Origin of the sequence: Endozoicomonas arenosclerae, from assembly GCF_001562015.1 — a bacterium.
In the GTDB taxonomy this organism is placed as follows: domain Bacteria; phylum Pseudomonadota; class Gammaproteobacteria; order Pseudomonadales; family Endozoicomonadaceae; genus Endozoicomonas_A; species Endozoicomonas_A arenosclerae.
This window is the reverse complement of sequence record NZ_LASA01000160.1, coordinates 1-20,579: the sequence shown is the minus strand read 5'-3', so window position 1 is coordinate 20,579 and position 20,579 is coordinate 1. Positions and strand designations below refer to the sequence as shown.

Genomic DNA, 20,579 nt, shown 5'->3' with positions numbered 1-20,579 from the left:
TTAATTATGCAGCTTTTCTCTTTTGAATCAAGCGATTGATTCGGTAAAGTGGCTGACTGCACCAGCGAACGAGGCAGAATTCTATGGACTTACCCGCTCCTTGTCAACTTCCCTGAATCAATTCTGAAACTTATCCTTAACGGAATTAACAAACTTCTCATACTTATCACGAACAAGAGCCCTGAGAGTGTTGCCCGTAGGATCCTTGTAAACAGCTCCTGCACGCCCTTGAACTGCCGGAGTAGCGAAGTTTCTGAAATCCGGCTGCACCTGATCAGCCAGCGCAAAGATCTGCTCCGCCACTTCATCGGCAGGAACCCCCTGACCCAATCGCTTATCCAGCATCTCAACAAAATCAGACATCAGCGGCAAAGTCTTATCTCCCTTGACCTTAATAGAACCCTGAGGAGAAGAACTCATTATGCCTGTTCGTGTTGCTCCCGGCTCGTACACAATCACATCAATATTGTCATCCTTGAGATAGCTTGATTGCCCCATAGACATGGTTTCAACCGCTGAACGTGTAGCGGAATAGCTTTCCTGCAAACCACGAGGCTCCAGAGCCTGAATACTGGTGACATTAATGACTCTACCGCCACCTATCTCACGCATCACAGGCACCACCGCCTGCGTAGTCCTGGCATAACCCACTACATTAACGTTAAAAAGCTTCAACAGCTGATCATCAGGATCAATACTTTCTACAGAACCCAGCACCATATAGCCGGCACTGTTGACCAGAACATCAACCCGACCTTCTGCCTTTATGATCTTCTTGAACGCATTTTTTACGGATTCAGTATCACCCGGATCCATTTGCACCAATATATAGCCATCATCCTGAGAGCCGGTGATCGAGCCTTTCCGGGTTGTTCCATACGCTTTGTATTGAGGATCCCGTGCGAACCGCTCCACCACAGCTTGAGCTATACCGGAAGACACCCCTGTCACCACAACCACCTTTCTGGCGTCAGAGGCATAGAGAACCCAGGGAAACGCAAGAACTGCAAACAGTATTAATCGAGCCATTATGTTTCTCTTGCTTGTTATTCTGTGAAAGTTACTCCCCGGACTTTCCATCACAGGACTCGATAAAGTCCGACAGACGCCCAAGAGCACAATCCAGCATAGCAGGCGATACGCTATAGCAGAGTCGGAACCACCCCGGACTGATACAGTGGAAGAACTGGCCTGGAGATATGTTCAGCCGGGCATCACTCATTAACGCCTCAAAAACCTTCAACTCGCTCAGATGGTCTTCTATACCCAGGACCTCCCCCAGGTCCATCCATATAAAAACACCCGCCTCCGGACGAAGAACCGTCACCCCCATCTTCTCAAGGCGATCTATAAGATGACATGAAACGCTGGCAAGGCGCCGACAACTATTCTCCAGGAACCGCCCTGCCTCGGATGAGCCCAGCAACCAGGCAATTTGTGTCTGCATTGCGTTCGACATCCTGAAAAAATAAGCCTGATCAGCTACGGCTTTGACCAGCTCAGGATCCTCACTATAGAAAAACCCGGTTGGCAGGCCCGATATGGAAAACCCCTTTCCCAAGGAATAAAGGGTGTGAACTTTAGGACTTGAGTACCTTAAAGCAGAAACAAAGCCATTACCGGCAAATACCGTATCAGCACAGACCTCATCCACAACCAGATCAATCTCCCACTTCTCACAGACAGCAAGAATGGCTTCCAGCTGGTCAGAGGTAAGATACAAGCCAGAAGGGTTTGCTGGATTATGCAGAAGAAGAGCCCTTATTTTTCTACCTTCACTAACAGATGACTCTAAATGCTGATCCAGCAAGTCAGGCTGTATTTTGAACTGCTGTTCGGCCCTACCGGGTAAATACTCGACCTCCACCTGCGCTCTTAATCGCAAATCATAATCAAATCCGGAATAAGAGGGCGACGGGATCAATATGACATCACCCGGATCACAGAGTGCGAAACCAACCGCTTCAATCAAAGCAGTAGCGCCTGAAGCAAGCACCAGGTTATCGGGATTCAATGGTCGCTCCGCTCTGGCAGACAACCATTGAGCAACCACCTTTCTGGCCTCAGCCTTGCCATGAAGGCACTGATACTGATAGTCCTGCAATTCTGCAGCGGGCGCACCTTCCAGTATTTTCTGTGCATCCTGACAACATAACCCATGCTGTGCCGTACCCAGATTAATATAACCTTCGGTATTGGCTTCAGAGTATGGATTCTCAGCGCAACGAAAATGAGCATCTGCCAACGTATGACTCATATTCAAACGACTGAATCTTTTCGACAGCATCAGTGTTGCTCCTGGCTCTTTTTGATCATCCAGGGAGCACTGCCTAAACCCAGAGAAGCATCCAGAACACTGCCCCGAAGCACCTGCCCCTGAGCACTGCATAAATAGAGACAAAGTTCTGCAATTTCATCAGCCTCAATCAGCCGGCGCCCTGGCAACCCATCAGCAAAACCCTCTAGCTCCGCCTCTGACATATTTCCGGTCGTACTGGATTGAAACATGGGCGTATCTGTTGCCCCGGGACAAACTGTGAACAGGTCAACAGACGAAGACGCCAATGTGGCTGCATACAGCCTTCCCATACAAACCAGCGCAGCTTTGCTCATTTGATCTGCCAGTCGAAAACCGGGAAAGACACTGACGCCGCCACCAACAGAACTCATCAAAATAACCTTGCCCTGCCCCTGCTTTTCCATGACAGGAATCATCGAACGGCACAACCACATCGGCCCAAGTGCATTGACCTGCATTAAAGCCCGATCCTGCTCCATCAGATCACTGGAAACCTTTTCAACCGTTTTGCTGCCCAGCCCACCATTGATAATCAGGGCAAAAATATTGTCTGGCAGTCCATTTATAAATTTTTGGAGCGAAGCGGGATCCCCCTGATCCAGTTCACCACACGACACAGGATAGCTACAAAGCTCTTCACACAGATCCCGAGCTCTCTGCCCACCTCGGCAATAGCTGAATAAAACTTCATAACCTGCTTTTGCAAACTGCCTGACCAGCGACTCTCCTATTCCACTACTCCCTCCAGTGATCACCACTTTTTTTTGTTCTGCCACAAAAGTCTCCAGAGCTGGCTGATAATCAGAACAATGTAGACACTGACTTTGAATATCGCCGGGAAATTCATTGGACTCCGACTAAACTTTCAGTCTTTCTCACCTCAGGAGTCTTCCATGACTTCTCACCCCCCTCTCGCAAAAACTGCCAACCCACGTGAAACCTTCAGCTCCAACTGGAGCTTTCTTTGCACTGCAGCCAGCAGCGCTATTGGACTGGGCAATATCTGGAGCTTCCCAACTCTCGCGGCTCAATATGGTGGCAGCGCATTTCTGATTGCCTACATCATGATCACCTTTCTATTGGCCTGGCCACTTCTGACACTGGAACTTTCTGCAGGCAAATATGGAAGATCAGACAACATTGGCATTCTGAAAAGCATGACAGACAAGGGAGGAAAACCATTGGCGTTATGGGGAGGCTATCTGGCACTGGCATTTATTACGACGGCAGCCGCGCTTTATAGTGTTGTGGGAGGATGGGTGCTCGAACACGCGTTCAAGTCGCTTTGCGAGCTTATTCAGATCCCACCCTCAACCATCTCGCTTAACAGTTTTTTCTGGGCACTGGCCTTTCTGACGACCACAGCCCTGTTCAGCAGCAGAGGCCTTCGGTCCGGCGTAGAACGCTGCACCAGAAAACTTTTGCCCTGTTTTTTTGTTCTGCTGATCATCATGGCGCTTTACGTACTCCAGCTTGAACACGCCAGAGAAGGCATCAGAGCTTATCTGGAACCTGATTTCACAAGAGCCTTCCAATCCGACGTATTGCTTGCAGCGCTGGGTCAATCATTCTTCTCCCTCTCCCTGGGAGGCACTACCATGCTGATCTATGGCTCCTACCTGCAGTCCAAATCCCGGACTCACACCCTGGCCACCCAGGTTGTTTCGGCTGACATACTGGTTTCCATGCTAGCAGGACTGATGATCATGCCCCTGATCTACTCTGCTACTCACATCAACACCAATGCTATTTCTGAAGAAGGGGTAATAGCTTCAGGTCCGACGCTGGCTTTTGATGTTTTACCCAGCCTGTTCAGTCACATGGGTACCATCGGCAACTTGCTGAGCCTGGCTTTCTTCGGCCTGCTTTGGCTCGCCGCAGTCACCTCAGCGATTTCCATGCTGGAAGTGACCGTTAGTCACTTTCAGAAGAAAGGTCATAGCCGTGTATCAGCCTGCACTTACACGACAGCAATGGCAGCAACCATCACAATTCTACTGATATGGGGCGGCAACAATCTGCTGATGGCCACTCTGAAAATATGCACTCAGCTAATTCAACCTGTACTGGCAATCTGCGTCTGCATTCTGGCGGGATGGTTCTGGAAGCGAGGAAAGATGATGAACGCTTTGTCAGGTAAAGAAAGTCAGAGCATTTTCTGGACGACTTTTGCCTTTTATATCCAATGGATCTGCCCGCTGCTGATTCTTATCCTGATCTTCAGCCTCTGGAAATAGCAGCAGTCTCTGCTTATTTTTCTCATAAAAAAAGCCCGATACTTTTCAGTATCGGGCTTTCTGATATGGCATCCCGTAGGGGACTCGAACCCCTGTTACTGCCGTGAAAGGGCAGTGTCCTAGGCCACTAGACGAACGGGACACAATCTTTTGTGTCTATATGCTTTTGCATACAGCCTTAATTTTGGAGCGGTAAACGAGACTCGCCCTTGCTATAAATAGACGACCCCAACCTTTTCAGGCTTAATTTCTCACACTCTTTAAATTGGAGCGGGAAACGAGACTCGAACTCGCGACCCCAACCTTGGCAAGGTTGTGCTCTACCAACTGAGCTATTCCCGCAGTTAAGATGATTTGGGACTTCTTCAAAGTCCAAAGCGGGAAACGAGACTCACTCTTTAACCCTGAGGCGACCCCAACCTTGGCAAGGTTGTGCTCTATCAACTGAGCTATTCCCGCAGCGAAGATGTTTTTAGACTTCTTCAAAGTCTTAAAAATGGCATCCCGTAGGGGACTCGAACCCCTGTTACTGCCGTGAAAGGGCAGTGTCCTAGGCCACTAGACGAACGGGACACAATCTTTGTGTCTATATGCTTGAGCATACAGCCTTAATTTGGAGCGGGAAACGAGACTCGAACTCGCGACCCCAACCTTGGCAAGGTTGTGCTCTACCAACTGAGCTATTCCCGCAGCGAAGATGATTTGGGACTTCTTCAAAGTCCGAAGCGGGAAACGAGACTCACTCTTTAACCCTGAGGCGACCCCAACCTTGGCAAGGTTGTGCTCTACCAACTGAGCTATTCCCGCAGTGAAGATGATTTGGGACTTCTTCAAAGTCCTAAGCGGGAAACGAGACTCATTCTTTAACCCTGAGGCGACCCCAACCTTGGCAAGGTTGTGCTCCACCAACTGAGCTATTCCCGCAGGAAGATGTTTTGAGACTTCTTCAAAGTCTTAAAAATGGCATCCCGTAGGGGACTCGAACCCCTGTTACTGCCGTGAAAGGGCAGTGTCCTAGGCCACTAGACGAACGGGACACAATCTTTGTGTCTTTATGCTTGGTCAACATAAAGCCTTAATTTGGAGCGGGAAACGAGACTCGAACTCGCGACCCCAACCTTGGCAAGGTTGTGCTCTACCAACTGAGCTATTCCCGCAGCGAAGATGTTTTATGACTTCTTCAAAGTCTTAAAAATGGCATCCCGTAGGGGACTCGAACCCCTGTTACTGCCGTGAAAGGGCAGTGTCCTAGGCCACTAGACGAACGGGACACAATCTTTGTGTCTTTATGCTTGGTCAACATAAAGCCTTAATTTGGAGCGGGAAACGAGACTCGAACTCGCGACCCCAACCTTGGCAAGGTTGTGCTCTACCAACTGAGCTATTCCCGCAGCAAAGATGTTTTAGGACTTCTTCAAAGTCCGGAGCAGGAAACGAGACTCACTCTTTAACCCTGAGGCGACCCCAACCTTGACAAGGTTGCGCTCTACCCACTGAGCTATTCCCGCTTAATCAGATCATTCAATGCTGAACTGAGCGACGCAGTTTAATGACTTATCCGGTCAGAGGAATCAGTAGAAATACCATTTACTGATTTTGAAAATGGCATCCCGTAGGGGACTCGAACCCCTGTTACTGCCGTGAAAGGGCAGTGTCCTAGGCCACTAGACGAACGGGACACAATTTTTGATTCAAATGCCCAACGAATAAAAAGCCAGACTTTGAAAATATGGTGGAGCTAAGCGGGATCGAACCGCTGACCTCAACACTGCCAGTGTTGCGCTCTCCCAGCTGAGCTATAGCCCCAATATCTTTCTGTTCAAGAGCAACCGCTTGTCTTCGTAAGAAGTTGTTTGGCTGCCCCGAAACGCAGGGCGAATGATATGGATGCCCCCCCAACCTGTCAAGCGCACTTATGAAAAAATGTTTAATCCAAGCAGATAGTTATATAGGTTTTTTGTCTGGACACCTCAGCTTTCCAGCCTCGCAGAAAGCCTTCCGCTCAGATAAAGAAAAGGCCGGAAAAATCCGGCCTTTTCTGAAGTGCATGAATCTGAATTATTCAGACTCATTTCCCAGTGCTCTGAACTCTTTTTCAAAGCGCTTGGTTTCTTTCTTGGACACTCCACCCAGAACATTGACCGCATGACGCAGACGGGCACGGGTCATGTCCGCACCCAGAATGGCCATGGAGTCCATTACCGACCAGGAGTTGGGGGTACCGGCAATCGCGATAAAGATAGGTGGATTAAAGTCGCCCAGCTTCAGGCCCATCTCCTTGGAAAGGGTTTTCACTTCCGCAAAGATATTCTCTTTGCTCCACTGCCTCAGCTGCTCCAGTCGCCAGAGGGTGAACTGCAACACCTTCTTCACTTCAGCAGGTTCCAGCTTTTTATGGGCAAAGTCTTCTTCGGTAAGATCCAGCATGCCAGAGAACATAAAGCTGGACATCGGGGCAAAATCAGCCAGCGTTTCTACACGGCCCTGGGCGAACGGCAGGAACTTCATAATATAGTCACTGTTGAGCAACCATTTATGGAGGCGCTCAGCAAACTGCTCAGTGCTCAGGTCTTCACGAATCCAGCTGGCATTCAGCCAGGACAGTTTTTCCTGATCGAAAATAGGGCCACCCAGAGAAACACGCTGGATGTCGAAGTGCTCAACCATTTCATCCAGATTGAACTTCTCACGCTCGTCAGGCATGGACCAACCCATACGACCAAGGTAGTTCAACAGGGCTTCTGGCAGGTAACCGGCATCACGGTAGTAAGTAATGCTGGTTGGGTTCTTTCGCTTGGACAGCTTACTCTTGTCCGGGTTACGCAGCAGCGGCATATGACACAGCACTGGCATTTCCCAGTCAAAGTATTGGTACAACAGCTGATGCTTTGGCGCTGAACTGATCCACTCTTCACCTCTGATCACATGGGTAATGCCCATCAGGTGATCGTCGACAACATTAGCCAGGTGGTAGGTTGGCATGCCATCGGCCTTTACCAGAACCTGCATATCCACCTGAGACCAATCAATTTCAATGGTGCCACGGAGCATGTCTTCGACTTTGGAGCTTCCTTCAGAAGGCACCTTCATACGAATAACATGGGGTTCGCCAGCAGCCATTTTGCTTTGCACTTCTTCTTCAGAAAGGTGCAGACAGTGGCCATCATAACCAGAACCGGATTTGGTCTCAGCCTGTTCAGCCCTCAGGGCATCCAGACGTTCAGCCGTACAGAAACAACGGAAAGCATGACCTTTATCAAGCAGCTTCTGAGCGTGCTCGTCATAAATCTCACGTCTTTCACTCTGACGATAGGGACCATGGGGACCACCTGCATCGGGTCCCTCATCCCAGTTCAGACCCAACCAGCGCAGGGAATCCAGAATCTGCTGTTCAGATTCCGGTGTGCTGCGAGCCTGATCGGTATCTTCTATACGAAGCAGAAACTGACCACCCTGACTTTTGGCAAACGCCATGTTGAACAGGGCAATATAGGCCGTTCCCACATGGGGATCGCCAGTCGGTGAGGGAGCTACGCGTGTACGAACAGTCATGATCTATTAACGAGTACAATTTAAGTGGCCGCTAGTCTACACCTAGCAGGCCCTCATCGACAACGAATCAACGACTCATGATTGTCTCGGTTAACTTTTCCCTGAACCATCTGTGCAGAGGGTCTGCCTCCAGAGCCGACGGCCAGATCAGCTTTTTGGGTACTGCCGGCATTTCCAGAGGAAAAGAATAGGCCTCTACGGCAAATCGAGCCTTTAGCACATCAGCCAGCCTTTCCGGGATGGTACAAATAGCCTCGGTGCTTTCAATGATGGTGGCTGCAGAGTTGAAATGAGACACACGCGCCAGAATACTTCGCTTGGGTCTCTGCTTGCCCATCAGAATATCCAGATGGAAATTCTGCTGGTCATTCACAGCGAAAATCACATGTCGCTCATCACAGTAATTCTCTACCGTCAGTTCACCGGAAATTCTCGGATGATTTTTCCGGGCAATCACCACCAGCCTTTCTTCCCCCACCGAGACAAAGTCCAGACCGGCATCATCAGGCTCCTGATAATGGATCGCAAAGTCTGCCTTTCCCGATTTGAAATCCTGGGGCAGCCCGTCAGCAGACACGGTCAACAGATTCAAACTGATACCCGGTGCCTCTTTCTGAAGCGTTTCCAATAAAGGTGCCAGGTAGACCGACTCAAAATAATCCCCAGCCAACAGTGTAAAGATTCTCTGACTCTCACCAGGCTTGGGATCTTTTCTGGACTCAAGACTCATTCTGATCTGAGTCAGGGCGGGCCCTACTGTCTGATACCACTCAATGGCCCTGGGCGTGGGCTCCATTCCCTGGCGACTTCTGACAAAAAGAGGATCATCTACGGTAACGCGAAGCCGCTGAAGTGCCGCGCTCATGGCGGGCTGGCTCATTCCAAGCAGATCTCCCGCCTTGGACAACTGGCCTGTTTCCATTACTGCTTCGAAGACAGTCAGCAGGTTGAGGTCCACACCTTTCAGATTAAACTTCATAACGCGTTCTTATTATTAATTTCATGGATATTTTTAATAATAAATATCGATTTTACATATATCAACCACTCTCGTAACTTAAACCTTGCTCATTGAAGGTGCAAATCTGCCCGCAGCGCACTCAGTAAGTGCAATAGGAGCCTGACCGAGAATAGACAGTCCGGCCTAAAGCCCAGAAAGACCGGCCAGATTTTCCGTTGAATTTGATTAAATAGGTCAACTATTCGCACAAATCCAACGAAAAATCTGACTCGATCTACTGAACTTTATTCTCGGACACTATTCTCGGTCAGGCTCCAAGCATCTGCGCATAGACAGGGCCGATCTTCACACCTGAAGTCCCAATAAAAAAGCCATGAGCGACACAAACAATAAAAAGAACAATGCGAGGGTGTTATGACTGAAAGAGAAATCATCGCGAGTATCGTCAGCTCGTGCTTTATTCTGGTGTTCGTCGTAGAGCTTGTGGCGGGCAAATTCAAAGAGTCCCCTCGCCCATGGCGGGATGGCGGCTTCATCCTTGCGGGACTGTCCGCTCATGCCGTGATGTCGACGCCACTGATCGGTTTTATTGCTGGCTGGCTGGTCGTCCTGATGTTTCCAAACAGCTCCGGCGCTCTGGCAGACACCCCCTTCTGGCTGGCATTAGGTTCCATCTTCTTTATTCAGGAGATGATGCATTATTGGCTGCACCGCTGGACCCATGAAAAAGAATGGCTGTGGAAAATCCACAGAACACACCACACCGCTGAAAAACTGAATACCGGCGTTATCTGGCGTTACAACGTTTTCTGGACACTGCTGCTGCCCCAGGTCTGGATGCTGCCTTTCATGATCTATTTCGGACTGGGTATTCCCTGCGTTGTTGCTGGCATGATGACTTTCTTTGGCAACATGCTGACGCACACTGCTTTCCGCTGGGACCTCTGGCTGCGCAAAAAAATGCCATGGAGTGAGCCTGCCTGGCGCGTGATTGAAAAAGTCATCACTCTGCCTGACACCCACCATGCTCATCATGCCTGGGGACCGGGGTCAAATCTGAACGGTAACTATGCAACTACCCTGTTTATTTTCGACACTGTGTTTGGCACAGCAAAAATCCCTAACCGTGAACAGAAGCGTTACGGTTTGCCCAAGGCCAAGAATCTGGACTGGAAGGAAGAACTCTTCTGGCCCCTGATTCGCAAGTCTGAAGCATCACTCTCAAGCAAGAAGAACAAAGCAGAACAAAAGGCGGCAGTATGAGAGGCGCATCGGTATTAACCCTGAAAACCAGCCTCCTTGATCCCGAGCAGATCAAGGAGGCCAGTAAGACACCTTCCGGCGAAGTTAAACACTTACTGGACTTGCAAAGAGCCGACTTCATCAACGAAGGGGAAGTCAGCGCTGAAACCCGAATTGAGCGACTGAATCAAGCTATCGATCTGATCCATGATAATCACGATCATATTGTTCAGGCGCTTGAGCAGGATTTTGGCAGCCGATCTGCTCACCAATCCATTTTTTCTGACGTTTATTTCTGCCTGGAATCTCTGAAACACAGTCGCAAACATGTACGACAGTGGATGAAAGCAGATAAAAGAAAACTGGATCTGATTTATCGCATTATGGGCAGCAAGGCCGAAGTGCAATACCAGCCAAAAGGTATTGTGGGCATTCTGGGCACCTGGAACTTTCCGGTGAATACGGTGATTTGCCCGTTGGCCGGAGTATTGGCAGCAGGCAACCGGGCCATCCTGAAATTCTCTGAAGTATCTCCGGCCACCTCTGCCCTGATGGAATCCCTGGTAAAAACCTACTTTGATGAAAAGGTGGTTGCTACAGTTTCCGGAGGGCCTGAAGTGGGCTCCGAGATGACCACTTCTGCCTTTGACCACTTGGTATTCACAGGTTCTTCCGCTATCGGCAAGAAGATCATGAGGTCGGCTTCCGACCACCTGACCCCGGTCACCCTGGAACTGGGCGGCAAGTCTCCGGTGGTAGTCGACCAGGAATACAATGTTGAGGAAGCCGCTGAAAAAATCATGATCGGCAAAGCCCTGAATGCCGGACAGGTCTGTCTTTCTCCCGACTATGTTTTCGTCCATGAAGACAAGCTGGAATCCTTCATTGAGGCTGCAACCCAGTGGACTCGAAGAATGTTCCCCACCATGAAGAACAACAAGGACTACACCGCTATTGTTAACGAGCGTCATTATTACCGTGTAAAAGGCTGTATTGATGAGGCCATAGAGAAAGGTACCGATGTACGCACCATTAATCCTGCTAAAGAAGTGCTTGAGCCCTCGGGAACCGTTTATAAACTACCAATGACGTTTATCGTAAATCCTGACGATGAGCTGAATATCATGAAAGAAGAGATTTTTGGTCCGGTTCTGGCCATCAAGAGCTATCGACAAGTCGATGAATGCATAGACTTCATTAACGCTCGCCCTCACCCACTGGGTCTGTACATTTTCAGTGACCAACCCTCCTTCCAGAACAATGTCATCAAGCGCACTCAATCCGGTGGTGTCACCTTGAACGATGTCATCATGCATGGCGGTTGTGAAAGCCTGCCGTTTGGTGGTGTTGGAAACTCAGGTGTGGGTCATTATCACGGACACGATGGTTTCAAAGAATTCAGTCACGCCCGGGCCATTTTCAAACAAGGGAAAATCAATATTCAGAAACTCAGCGGTCTGATTCCTCCCTATACCAAGAAATGTGACCGTGCGCTGAAAGCCATGGTGAAAAAGTAAGGGCATATAAAATGAATAAATATGACGGACTGAATCAAGCCATTGTCGATCAGTTTGCTCCCAGGCAGGGACGACATGCCTTATTGCCCGAGCTGTCAGAAAAAGCCCAGGTAGCTTTAATGTGTCGTATGCTGTTCAGAGAAGGCTGGAATGAACACATTGCCGGTCATATTACCTGGCGTCTTCCTAACGGCCACATCCTGACCAACCCCTGGGAATTGAGCTGGGATGAACTGACCGCTAAAGACATTATGACTCTGGATGAGGAAGGAAAAGTCATTGATGGTGAGTGGAACATTACTCCCGCCATTGGTTTGCATATCCAGCTTCACGCATTACGTCCTGACATCAATGTAGTTATTCACAATCATGCCCACTGGAGTGGTATCTGGGCGAACCTTCAGAAAGTGCCGCCTATTTATGATCAGGCAGGCGCCTACTGTGGTGAAAAACTCCCTATCTATAACGAATACACAGGCACCTTTGAGGATGAAACCTCTACCCAGTCAGCCGCCGAAGCCCTGGGAGAGTCCAAATGGGCCTTACTGGCCAATCACGGTTCACTGGTAGTGGCGGAAAACCTCAGACAGGCACATCTGAGAGTCATCACGCTTGAGTGGCGCAGTAAAAGAGCCTGGGAAGTGGAAGTAGCCGGTGGCGGCCAGCCTCTCCCCCCAGAAGAAGTAGCAAAGCTCAGCCGTATCGACGACAACGGTTTTCCATTCTGCTGGGAAGCCATGGCTCGCCGGGAGTTAAGAACTGACCCGAACATCGTCAACGACATTTAACTCGCATTTTGAATGCCCACAACGATAGAAAAATAAAACAATAAAGGTATAGACCCATGAAGTTACAGGTTACACCGCTTGAAAATGTTGGCGTAGAAATCTCCGGCTTTGACATCAATGAGCCGGTTACCCAGGAAATGAAGGATGAACTGAAGGCGCTCTGGCACGAGTACGGCATCCTGCTTTTTCGCAATCAGGACATCACAGCTGAAAAACAGATCGAGTTCAGCCGGATTTTTGGCCCACTGGAACTGCATCCTCTGAAAGCCACGACAGATGAAGCCAACCCTGAGCTGTTTGTTCTGGAAAGTGGTGGCGATAAGGATAAATTCTTTACCGCCAAATACGACGGGGAAGAGGTAGTAGGTCGTCTGGACTGGCATATCGACCTGCACTATACCGGTCGCCCTAATCATGGCGCCCTGCTTCGTGCGGTAGTTGTACCCGAGAATGACGGCCTGACGGGTTTTGGCGATCTAGCCAAAGCCTATGATGCACTGGATCAGGAAACCAAAGACCTGCTGGAAAAAATTGAAGTAGCCTACTCCTTCTGCATGCAGCGCAGAAATATGCGGTATGTTGATGTAGAAGGTTATGAGCCCGGGCCTTTCCAGCCCAAAAAGCCTTCTGACATGAATTACCCCGACTTCCCGGATGCCGCTTACCCAGGGGTTGTTACACACCCTATTACCGGACGAAAAGTACTCGGTATCGTTGAGCAGTTCCTTAACAGGGTGATCACGCCGCAGCAGGCAGGCCTTTCCAATGATGAGGCCATAGAATTACTGGAGAAACTGGTAGCTCATACACGCAGACCTGAATTCCACTACTTCCATGAATGGAAAGAAGGCGACATGGTCCTTTGGGACAACTGGCGGGCAATGCATTGTGCCACTGGTACGCGAAAAGGGGTGCGACGGGTGATCAATCGCACCACTATTGAGGGTGATGTCACGCTGGGTAGAGTAATAACCGCAGAGTAACCTTTCTTTAAAGCTGGGGGGGGATTATCCTCCCAGCTTTTTCATAGCTTCCCGAACCACATGATAGTGCTGGTTCACATCCAGTTTGGTCATCAACCAGTTGACGGTTGTGCCCTGTATCAGGAGGGAGAAAAGAATAACCGCGAGTGTCATATCAATAATCAGCTTCTTCTCAGGGATACTGTCTGGAATCGACAACATCAGGGCGACAGGTACCACACCTCTCAGACCGCCCCAGAACATGATGGCCTTGGTCTTGTTATCCACAGGACGACCCACGGGTAAACGGTTTGAGATAGGCAGAAGCAGATAAACAACCACCAGTCGACCGATCAGAACCACGCCAATAGCAATCAGAAGATATAGGTAATTTTCCTGAAGATGGTCAAGATTCCTGAACAACAGATCTTCTTTCATACCCAGTAGCAGGAAGATCAGGCTATTGGCTATAAATGCCATGAATTCCCAATAGGGCGTAATAAAACTGCGTACTTGTTCTGACAGCACCTTGCCTGATTCAGAGCGGGTAACAATACCGGCAGCAATGGTCGACATAACCCCGGAAACACCCAGTACGTGATCAGCAATAATAAAGCTGCCATAGGCCAGAATGGTGGTATGGGCAATTTGTACAAAAGGCTCCGATTTACCCAGCTTCAACAGCCAGTGAGTAGCCACCCCCATGACTGTACCCACCAGAATACCGCCAAAAAAGACTTCAATAAATGACCAGACGCCACCTAGCACAACACCTGTACCTACTCCGCCCCCGGCCTGGATCACAGCTAGAACAATACCGAAGATTACGATAGCAGTAGCATCATTAAACAGACTCTCGGCATCCATCAGCATGGACATTCGAGCCGGTGCTCCCACTTCCTTGAATAAAGCTATAACCGCCACTGGATCCGTCGCTGAGATCAATGCACCAAAAAGCATGGCTCCAGCCAGGCTAAGAGGTGTCAACATATTCATCAGAACCCCAACGACCAGCATCGACAGCACAACACCGAAGATGGCCAGATTCAACACTGAACTCATTTCTCGGAACAGATGGGGAGGTTTGATGTTAATGGCCGCATCAAAAATCAGAACTGGCAGCAGGACATACATGATCAGGTCATGGGAGAGGTCCACCTTAAGAACAGGTTCCAATGCATCGGTATATTGCGCCAAAATCCCCAGAACCATGCCAATAACAACCAGGCCAATAGTGTAAGGAAAACGCAGTTTTTTGAGTAATATGGATGAACTGGTAGCAAGCAGCAGCAGACCCGCCAGGATCAGGACCGGTGCAGCAAGGCCGGCTTCGTGCATGGCAAAACCTCTGGAATCGGTTCAAGAGACTGAATTGAATTGAATATGCCGGAAGAACAATAGCCTTTGGAATACTGACTGAAAGATAGCACCCCATAGCAGAATAGACAGCTCGACCCGGTGGATGGTGCAGAGCTTACATCAGCCTCTCTCCCCAAGGGTTATAAAAATTATCATTAAAGGCTATAAGAAATTTTTATCTTCCACCTCAACTTAATGAATACAGTAACTAATTTTGGAGTTCGTTGAAAGGCTTCCTGAATCGAGAAGCCGTTCAATAGGGAACCCATGCTGAAATTGAAACATGGCGTGCTTTCGTTATTTCATATGCAATGCAAATCTCCCACGTAAATAACTCCAACCGAAAACAGCAATATTTAACCAATTCCTGATACAGAAATCCTCAACGTCATTAGCCAGATTCCGTGGATCAATAAACAGCAGATCAGGTCTATAACTGAAATAGCCTACCCGGTTTTGGAAAGGTTCTCCTGCAGCCAAGTCACAAGCTGCATTCAAAACGGTTTGAGACAAAAGCGTAGATAGAATAAAGCCCGTATTTTTCCCTACAAATCGATCAAACATATCCTTTATTTGATAATAAAAGTAAAGATAGGACGAATAACTCACAGCTATCGTTGCATTCATTTCATCTTCAATGAGATTAAAGTGAGCATAAACGCCTTTCAATGAAGCTTGATCTCCATCAGACCCTATGAGTTTCTGACAATCCCTGATGGTTTTTAAATAAAATGCTTCTGCAAAAAGAACATCTGCAGAATAGAATTCAAACTTTGCCGATTTGGCCAAGCCAGTCATATCCAGATCAAAGCTATTTGCAATCAGTTCGCTATCCTTCTGGATCGTTAGAGCATTTGTCAGAAAGCTCCTGACACTTTCAAAGTGCTCAAGTGACCTGAAATGTGCGACAACTTTTCTGAGGACTGCTTTTCCGATATGCGTCTGCCTGGCCCCCATCAATTCAGACATGATCCGCCCCGGAGTAATACCTTTCTGATAGCCGATAAAAGCCACTAACAAAGCGGTTCCCAATGATGAGGCTAAGGGCCCACTGATTTTATTCAGAGACATACTGGCAACAGCAGCCACCATCAACATATGGCTGGTTTTGAAGCGCTGCTGTTCACCAGAAACATACGGTCCATAACCGGCTTGAAAGGTTGACTCGGTGAGATTGGCTGACAATGATTCAAACAAAGATGCTTCTACTTCATGAAGTTTGGAAGCCAAAAATTCTGGTCGAATATGGATAACATCCAGACGTACATTAGTGTCGTAAGAAGCAATTAATCGTTTCTGAACATAGCCATTAGAATCCAGTTTTTCATCGGACAGTACAGGAAAAGGTCTACCATCAACAAGCATACATCCGACATCTTTGTAATAGGCATTTTCGATACTTTCCTTAATATGACTGATAAAACCGTAATCAGATTCACTGTAGCGAATAGGTGAATAACCCCGATGAGAAACCTGAACAATAAACCAGTGCGCCTCTTTATAGTTTCGAACATCCATTTCTGAACAAACATAAAACTCAAACTCTTCACTCTCCATGTCCTTAGCAGTCTCGGAATGACATAAACCGGCAAACAGTATCGAAAGCAAAAACATAAATTTTGCTAACAGTTTCATCTTTACTCCAGACATTTGTTCAGCAACCAACAGAGAATTATTAATTTTTCTCGAGTAACAGTAGACCACTAATTATTGAAGGAAAGTTAATTTATGGCTGTATTAATGACTCTGAAATAAGATTAATAAAAATCGTGATTCCATCCCACTAAAAATAAAAAATTTTAAATACAGTCTGTCTCACAGTTTGAAAACAAAGTTTACTTACCCACCAAAGACACAAATCAGTTTCGTTCACCCTTTCCTTTAAGAGAAGTAAAAATGGATAGTTCGAAATGAACAATTTTTATTCCTGTCACTGTATTTTTTCGAGCATGAACTGTATGGAGCCAGATGAAAAAAAGCGCCCGGAGTACAACTTGTAGACATCTACAGATTCAGTCTTGCTTCCAACCAGTATAAAATGCCGCCGTTACCTTAAACAGAACCTCAAAATGCACATCACTCTAAAACAGCTCAAGGCGTTCCGGGCTGTCGCAAGCCTCGGGCAGGTTCGCCTGGCAGCTCAACAGCTAAACCTGTCTCAGCCAGCCACCAGCATGGCCATTGCCGAGCTCGAGAACCAGCTGGGTTGTCAGCTGTTTGACCGCACCGGCAACAAGCTCCTCATTAATCACCAGGGGGAACTGCTGATGCCCCTGGCGTCCGAGCTGCTTGATCGTACCTCCGAGATCGAAACCCTGTTCAGGGATTTGCAAAATACAGAGTCGGGTCATCTGAGAATTGGAGCCAGTACCACTATCGGTAACTATCTGTTACCGGATACCCTGGCTCAGGTCAGTGCTGATTTTCCAAACATCAGCTTTAACATGGACATTCGCAACACAGAAAACATCATCAGCCGGGTAGCCAGCTTCGATCTGGATATTGGTTGCGTTGAGGGTCCCTGCCAGCATGAAGACATTAATGTCATTCCCTGGCAGGAAGATGAACTGCTGGTCATTTGTGGTCCAAACCACCCTCTGGCCAAAGAGCAGGAAGTGACACCGGAACAACTCAATGGCCAAAGCTGGATCCTCAGAGAGCAAGGCTCAGGCACTCGAAACATCTTTGATCAACACCTGGGCCACAAGCTGTCTGGCCTCAGTGTGAAAATGGAATTGAACCAGGCCGAGGCCATTAAGAAGCTGGTTCAATACGATCAGGGGATCAGCTGCCTTTCCCGCATATGTGTGAGTCATGAGCTGGAGCTTGGCGAGCTGGTGTCTGTTAAAGTCACCGGAGTCACTCTTAAGAGATCTCTCTCCCTTCTGCTGCACAAGAAAAAGTACCAGAGCCATATCATTCAGTTGATGCTCAAAGCTTTGGGCTGGCAGAAACCGGAATATTGACTATCTTTGGTGAGCTGCTGATTAACAGAACACAAGGGAAAAACCTTGCAGCTCATACCAAAACGTTTACATTCAGGACGAAAGTCCTCTTACAGAGCTGTCGCGTACGGTACTGTGTTGCTTCTGGCAACTGCAGTACTGTCTGGCTGTTCTTCAAGTCCCTCCCAGGATGCCGGGCAAACGGCTCTTGAAAAACTGGATGTAAACGAGCTGAAAATGACCATGCTGGCAGATATCTCCAGCACGGTTGTCAGCGATGGTGAATTGGCCAGTAATATCAAGACTGATATCGCCAGGCTGGCCATAACCCCTCTCAGGCGTTCATCTGAAGTCCAGATTGCCGGTAATGATGAAATCACCCGACCTGTGGCTGTGAGCTTTCAGAAAGCCTTTGAACAAAGTCTGATGAATATGATGGATGAAGCTCAGCTCAGTCAGGCTGCTGCTATCATTCACACCCGAAAGCCCACCACTCCTATGTGTAATCCTGCAGGAAAAGCCCTGAGGCAAACCATGTCAGCGTCCATGCAGGGTGACCCTCAACGTACCAAAACCATTGAAGACAGAACGGTTACGCTACGCCGCATGGCACAGAATGGCCCCCCCATGGATCTATACGTAGCTTATGTGAAAGGAGGCCTTGATAAACGCTCCCCAGAGGAGCAGCTGATTTACAAAAAAGAGGTCAGCGATCCTGCCAATACCAGCCTGCACGATGAAGAAATGGCTTGCACTGAAATGCCAGATGAAATCGTGGGTGCGTCTTATGTCCTGACCACCAAGCTGGGACACACCCTCTACTTTGCCAACAACGGTGTCCAGGCCGCAGATGCGCAAGGCAGTACACTCTGGCGTTACTGGTTTGGCAGTTTGAAAGATGCCCCTGTCGACAAGCGCTACCAGGAAGTATTCAAGTACCTCAAAGAGTGTGGTCTGGATATTCCCGACATCCCGCTCTGACCTCAAAGACGCCAGAGCAACTTTGAAAACTGAACTCAATCCTTTATGGTGTATTCACTCAGATGAATACAGTTCATCCGGTTAAAATCAATAAACCGGGCACAGCTTTCCACCATGGCATTTCTGTTTTTAGCAAGCTTTCGATCATCCCCGACCGCATCAAAGAAAGCGTGTGGAGAATCCATAGCTTCGGCGGGGAAATGCTCTTCAACGATGGCCGTATAATCCAGCGAGGCTTCTGTGAGTTTTCTCACCACAATATGCTGGCGGTAGCCAAAAGTTGACTGGGTTTCTACCGCAATAGGACCGTGACTCTCTTTCCAGATCGTCAGAAATTCTTCCCGAGTGATATCCGCCCGTTTCTCCAGACAGCAAAGTTGCATGGAACCAGGCGTTCTCTGCCTTTCTTCTGAAGGCGCAGCCAGCACTTCAGACTCCGTTACCAGATAGCCTTCTATTCTGCTGCAATAGGGCTCCATAAGGGATTCCAACTGATGATGTTCGTTGGCTGATTGAACCCACAAAGAAACCATAGCGTCAGGAAGGGGACCACAATGCTCAAGCTTCAGACCCTCAGCCCTGGCAACATCAGCATCGCTCAGACTGACCCTCAGACTCAGGACCGTATCCTCTTTAAGCAGAGCTTCGCTGAGAACGCCCAGTACCACCTCACAAAAGGCAGGCTGCTGCAGGTCTTCTCCCGCTTTCAGCAGATAGATGATTTTTTCCACGTTGCTTCCCTAATTATTGTTATGCCGTGAAAGTTATAAGGTTCTGTTGACGTTTTGTTTTCTTGTTCAGTGCTGCCGAAAAGCGGTCATATGCCAGGCAAGGTGACGCTGGCGTAGTCCTCCTACGTCAAGGAGGCTTAACACAGCAGATGGCCGCTTTTCGGAGCATCCGAAGGACAGTCCCTGGAGCATCCATGACTGCGTTCCAGTAGATTGAAAGACAATGAGTATTCCTGCACTACTGCGCCTGGCCCTGAATACTCCAGGAACTGCTGAGCCAGAAAACAAAACGTCAACAGAACCTCCAGATAATGGCAATCTCTAAAACGTTTGTCATCCTATAATTACTGCCCACAAAGCGCTTGATACCTTCAGGGAACCCCTGACCTCTCGCCTTGTCTAAAGCAAACGTACCAAGACCACTCTGCCATCCGCGAGCAGTACTCAACATTAAGGACAATCATTTATGACATGGAGAACTTTCTGCCATTGCATCTTGCTAACAGGCTGCCTCTGTACTGGAGCGACGGGCCAGGAGCAGATCATGCCGGAAGACTCCGTTCATCCCCTGCTGGCTCTTAGAGACAGTTCCGGCAGTGACCTGTATGAATTACGTCAGAGCATGACTGATTTCAGCCCTGACCTGATCATCAGCAAACCGGCCATTCGGGAAATGCTGTCCAATGAAGCAGAACGTGAACAGACTCACGTTTTACTGTCAGGACCTGATAGCCAGACACGACCCATTGCCGTTAACTTTCAGGGCAATTGCATCAATCTGAACACTCGAAGATAAATTTCTTGTAAACTCTCTATCCAGTTTATTCGAGTCTCCTAGAGTAGTTCATCCGCATGGAAGCCAAGCAGTACCAGCCACTAGCTGATTTTTTAGCCAAAGTTCCTGATCCTCGCTGCCCCGGCATGTGTGATCACAACCTGCTCGATATACTTATCATTGCTGTATGCGCAGTCATATGTGGAGCGGACGAGTGGCAAGACATGGAG

17 protein-coding genes and 14 tRNA genes are annotated in these 20,579 nt (G+C 48.5%); 9 read left to right on the top strand and 22 right to left on the bottom strand.

Going from position 1 to position 20,579, the window contains the following annotated elements:
- Positions 1 to 117: 117 nt before the first annotated feature.
- The 3 genes from WG89_RS24375 to WG89_RS24365 are packed head-to-tail and all read right to left on the bottom strand — an operon-like array spanning position 118 to position 3,075.
- Positions 118 to 1,029, bottom strand: coding sequence for an SDR family NAD(P)-dependent oxidoreductase (locus tag WG89_RS24375; protein WP_062270302.1), 912 nt, complete (start codon positions 1,027 to 1,029; stop codon positions 118 to 120).
- Positions 1,030 to 1,060: 31 nt separating this feature from the next.
- Positions 1,061 to 2,287: an aminotransferase class I/II-fold pyridoxal phosphate-dependent enzyme gene (locus WG89_RS24370; protein WP_062270301.1), complete on the bottom strand. Its 1,227-nt coding sequence runs from the start codon at positions 2,285 to 2,287 to the stop codon at positions 1,061 to 1,063.
- A complete protein-coding gene (locus WG89_RS24365; protein ID WP_062270300.1) occupies positions 2,287 to 3,075 on the bottom strand; it encodes an SDR family NAD(P)-dependent oxidoreductase in 789 nt (262 codons plus the stop codon). Before WG89_RS24365 ends, WG89_RS24370 begins: the two co-directional genes overlap by 1 nt.
- Before the next feature lie 117 nt (positions 3,076 to 3,192).
- Between WG89_RS24365 and WG89_RS24360 the strand changes: the two genes are divergently transcribed.
- Positions 3,193 to 4,536: a sodium-dependent transporter gene (locus WG89_RS24360; RefSeq protein WP_062270299.1), complete on the top strand. Its 1,344-nt coding sequence runs from the start codon at positions 3,193 to 3,195 to the stop codon at positions 4,534 to 4,536.
- A 66-nt stretch (positions 4,537 to 4,602) separates the two neighbouring features.
- Here WG89_RS24360 and WG89_RS24355 read toward each other — a convergent pair.
- From WG89_RS24355 to WG89_RS24280, 16 genes are all read right to left on the bottom strand, one after another.
- Positions 4,603 to 4,678 (bottom strand) — tRNA-Glu (locus WG89_RS24355).
- A 124-nt stretch (positions 4,679 to 4,802) separates the two neighbouring features.
- Positions 4,803 to 4,878 (bottom strand) — tRNA-Gly (locus WG89_RS24350).
- Between the two features lie 34 nt (positions 4,879 to 4,912).
- Positions 4,913 to 4,995: transfer RNA gene (locus WG89_RS24345), tRNA-Gly, on the bottom strand.
- Between the two features lie 38 nt (positions 4,996 to 5,033).
- Positions 5,034 to 5,109, bottom strand: a tRNA-Glu gene (locus WG89_RS24340).
- Positions 5,110 to 5,150: 41 nt separating this feature from the next.
- A tRNA-Gly gene (locus tag WG89_RS24335) sits at positions 5,151 to 5,226 on the bottom strand.
- 34 nt (positions 5,227 to 5,260) lie between these two features.
- Positions 5,261 to 5,343, bottom strand: a tRNA-Gly gene (locus WG89_RS24330).
- Between the two features lie 34 nt (positions 5,344 to 5,377).
- Positions 5,378 to 5,460 (bottom strand) — tRNA-Gly (locus WG89_RS24325).
- Positions 5,461 to 5,497: 37 nt separating this feature from the next.
- Positions 5,498 to 5,573: transfer RNA gene (locus WG89_RS24320), tRNA-Glu, on the bottom strand.
- Positions 5,574 to 5,617: 44 nt separating this feature from the next.
- Positions 5,618 to 5,693 (bottom strand) — tRNA-Gly (locus WG89_RS24315).
- Between the two features lie 38 nt (positions 5,694 to 5,731).
- Positions 5,732 to 5,807, bottom strand: a tRNA-Glu gene (locus WG89_RS24310).
- 44 nt (positions 5,808 to 5,851) lie between these two features.
- Positions 5,852 to 5,927 (bottom strand) — tRNA-Gly (locus WG89_RS24305).
- Between the two features lie 34 nt (positions 5,928 to 5,961).
- Positions 5,962 to 6,044, bottom strand: a tRNA-Asp gene (locus tag WG89_RS24300).
- A 95-nt stretch (positions 6,045 to 6,139) separates the two neighbouring features.
- A tRNA-Glu gene (locus WG89_RS24295) sits at positions 6,140 to 6,215 on the bottom strand.
- A 51-nt stretch (positions 6,216 to 6,266) separates the two neighbouring features.
- Positions 6,267 to 6,342: transfer RNA gene (locus tag WG89_RS24290), tRNA-Ala, on the bottom strand.
- 252 nt (positions 6,343 to 6,594) lie between these two features.
- On the bottom strand, positions 6,595 to 8,088 hold the full coding sequence (gltX, locus tag WG89_RS24285) for a glutamate--tRNA ligase (protein WP_062270298.1): 1,494 nt from the start codon (positions 8,086 to 8,088) through the stop codon (positions 6,595 to 6,597).
- 67 nt (positions 8,089 to 8,155) lie between these two features.
- Entirely contained in the window at positions 8,156 to 9,067 is a 912-nt protein-coding gene (locus WG89_RS24280; protein ID WP_062270297.1) for a LysR family transcriptional regulator, read from the bottom strand.
- Between the two features lie 396 nt (positions 9,068 to 9,463).
- Here WG89_RS24280 and WG89_RS24275 point away from each other — a divergent pair, with 396 nt between their 5' ends.
- From WG89_RS24275 to WG89_RS24260, 4 genes are read left to right on the top strand one after another with little or no spacing between them, the layout of a single operon-like run.
- Positions 9,464 to 10,312, top strand: coding sequence for a sterol desaturase family protein (locus WG89_RS24275; protein WP_062270296.1), 849 nt, complete (start codon positions 9,464 to 9,466; stop codon positions 10,310 to 10,312).
- Complete coding sequence (locus tag WG89_RS24270; RefSeq protein ID WP_079254021.1) at positions 10,309 to 11,808, top strand: coniferyl aldehyde dehydrogenase; 1,500 nt, start codon at positions 10,309 to 10,311, stop codon at positions 11,806 to 11,808. Before WG89_RS24275 ends, WG89_RS24270 begins: the two co-directional genes overlap by 4 nt.
- A gap of 11 nt (positions 11,809 to 11,819) precedes the next feature.
- Positions 11,820 to 12,596, top strand: a complete 777-nt coding sequence (locus tag WG89_RS24265) for a class II aldolase/adducin family protein (RefSeq protein WP_062270295.1) — start codon at positions 11,820 to 11,822, stop codon at positions 12,594 to 12,596.
- A gap of 56 nt (positions 12,597 to 12,652) precedes the next feature.
- On the top strand, positions 12,653 to 13,579 hold the full coding sequence (locus WG89_RS24260; protein ID WP_062270294.1) for a TauD/TfdA dioxygenase family protein: 927 nt from the start codon (positions 12,653 to 12,655) through the stop codon (positions 13,577 to 13,579).
- Positions 13,580 to 13,603: 24 nt separating this feature from the next.
- Here the strand turns inward: WG89_RS24260 and WG89_RS24255 are convergent, their stop codons facing one another.
- Both WG89_RS24255 and WG89_RS24250 read right to left on the bottom strand, forming a co-directional pair.
- Entirely contained in the window at positions 13,604 to 14,896 is a 1,293-nt protein-coding gene (locus WG89_RS24255; protein WP_062270293.1) for a cation:proton antiporter, read from the bottom strand.
- A gap of 318 nt (positions 14,897 to 15,214) precedes the next feature.
- Positions 15,215 to 16,552 (bottom strand): hypothetical protein, encoded by a 1,338-nt coding sequence (locus WG89_RS24250; RefSeq protein WP_062270292.1) that lies wholly within the window; start codon positions 16,550 to 16,552, stop codon positions 15,215 to 15,217.
- Positions 16,553 to 16,986: 434 nt separating this feature from the next.
- On the opposite strand from WG89_RS24250, the gene WG89_RS24245 reads away from it, so the two are divergent.
- On the top strand, positions 16,987 to 17,883 hold the full coding sequence (locus tag WG89_RS24245; RefSeq protein ID WP_062270291.1) for a LysR family transcriptional regulator: 897 nt from the start codon (positions 16,987 to 16,989) through the stop codon (positions 17,881 to 17,883).
- A 45-nt stretch (positions 17,884 to 17,928) separates the two neighbouring features.
- A complete protein-coding gene (locus WG89_RS24240; RefSeq protein ID WP_153301800.1) occupies positions 17,929 to 18,843 on the top strand; it encodes a hypothetical protein in 915 nt (304 codons plus the stop codon).
- Between the two features lie 35 nt (positions 18,844 to 18,878).
- Here WG89_RS24240 and WG89_RS24235 read toward each other — a convergent pair whose 3' ends face one another.
- Positions 18,879 to 19,574 carry an EthD domain-containing protein gene (locus tag WG89_RS24235; RefSeq protein WP_062270289.1) on the bottom strand — a complete coding sequence of 232 codons (696 nt, stop codon included), beginning with the start codon at positions 19,572 to 19,574 and terminating at the stop codon, positions 18,879 to 18,881.
- A 544-nt stretch (positions 19,575 to 20,118) separates the two neighbouring features.
- On the opposite strand from WG89_RS24235, the gene WG89_RS24230 reads away from it, so the two are divergent.
- On the top strand, positions 20,119 to 20,370 hold the full coding sequence (locus WG89_RS24230; RefSeq protein ID WP_062270288.1) for a hypothetical protein: 252 nt from the start codon (positions 20,119 to 20,121) through the stop codon (positions 20,368 to 20,370).
- A 56-nt stretch (positions 20,371 to 20,426) separates the two neighbouring features.
- Positions 20,427 to 20,579: transposase family protein (locus WG89_RS33025; protein WP_172806667.1), on the top strand; the 153-nt coding region annotated here is incomplete at its 3' end.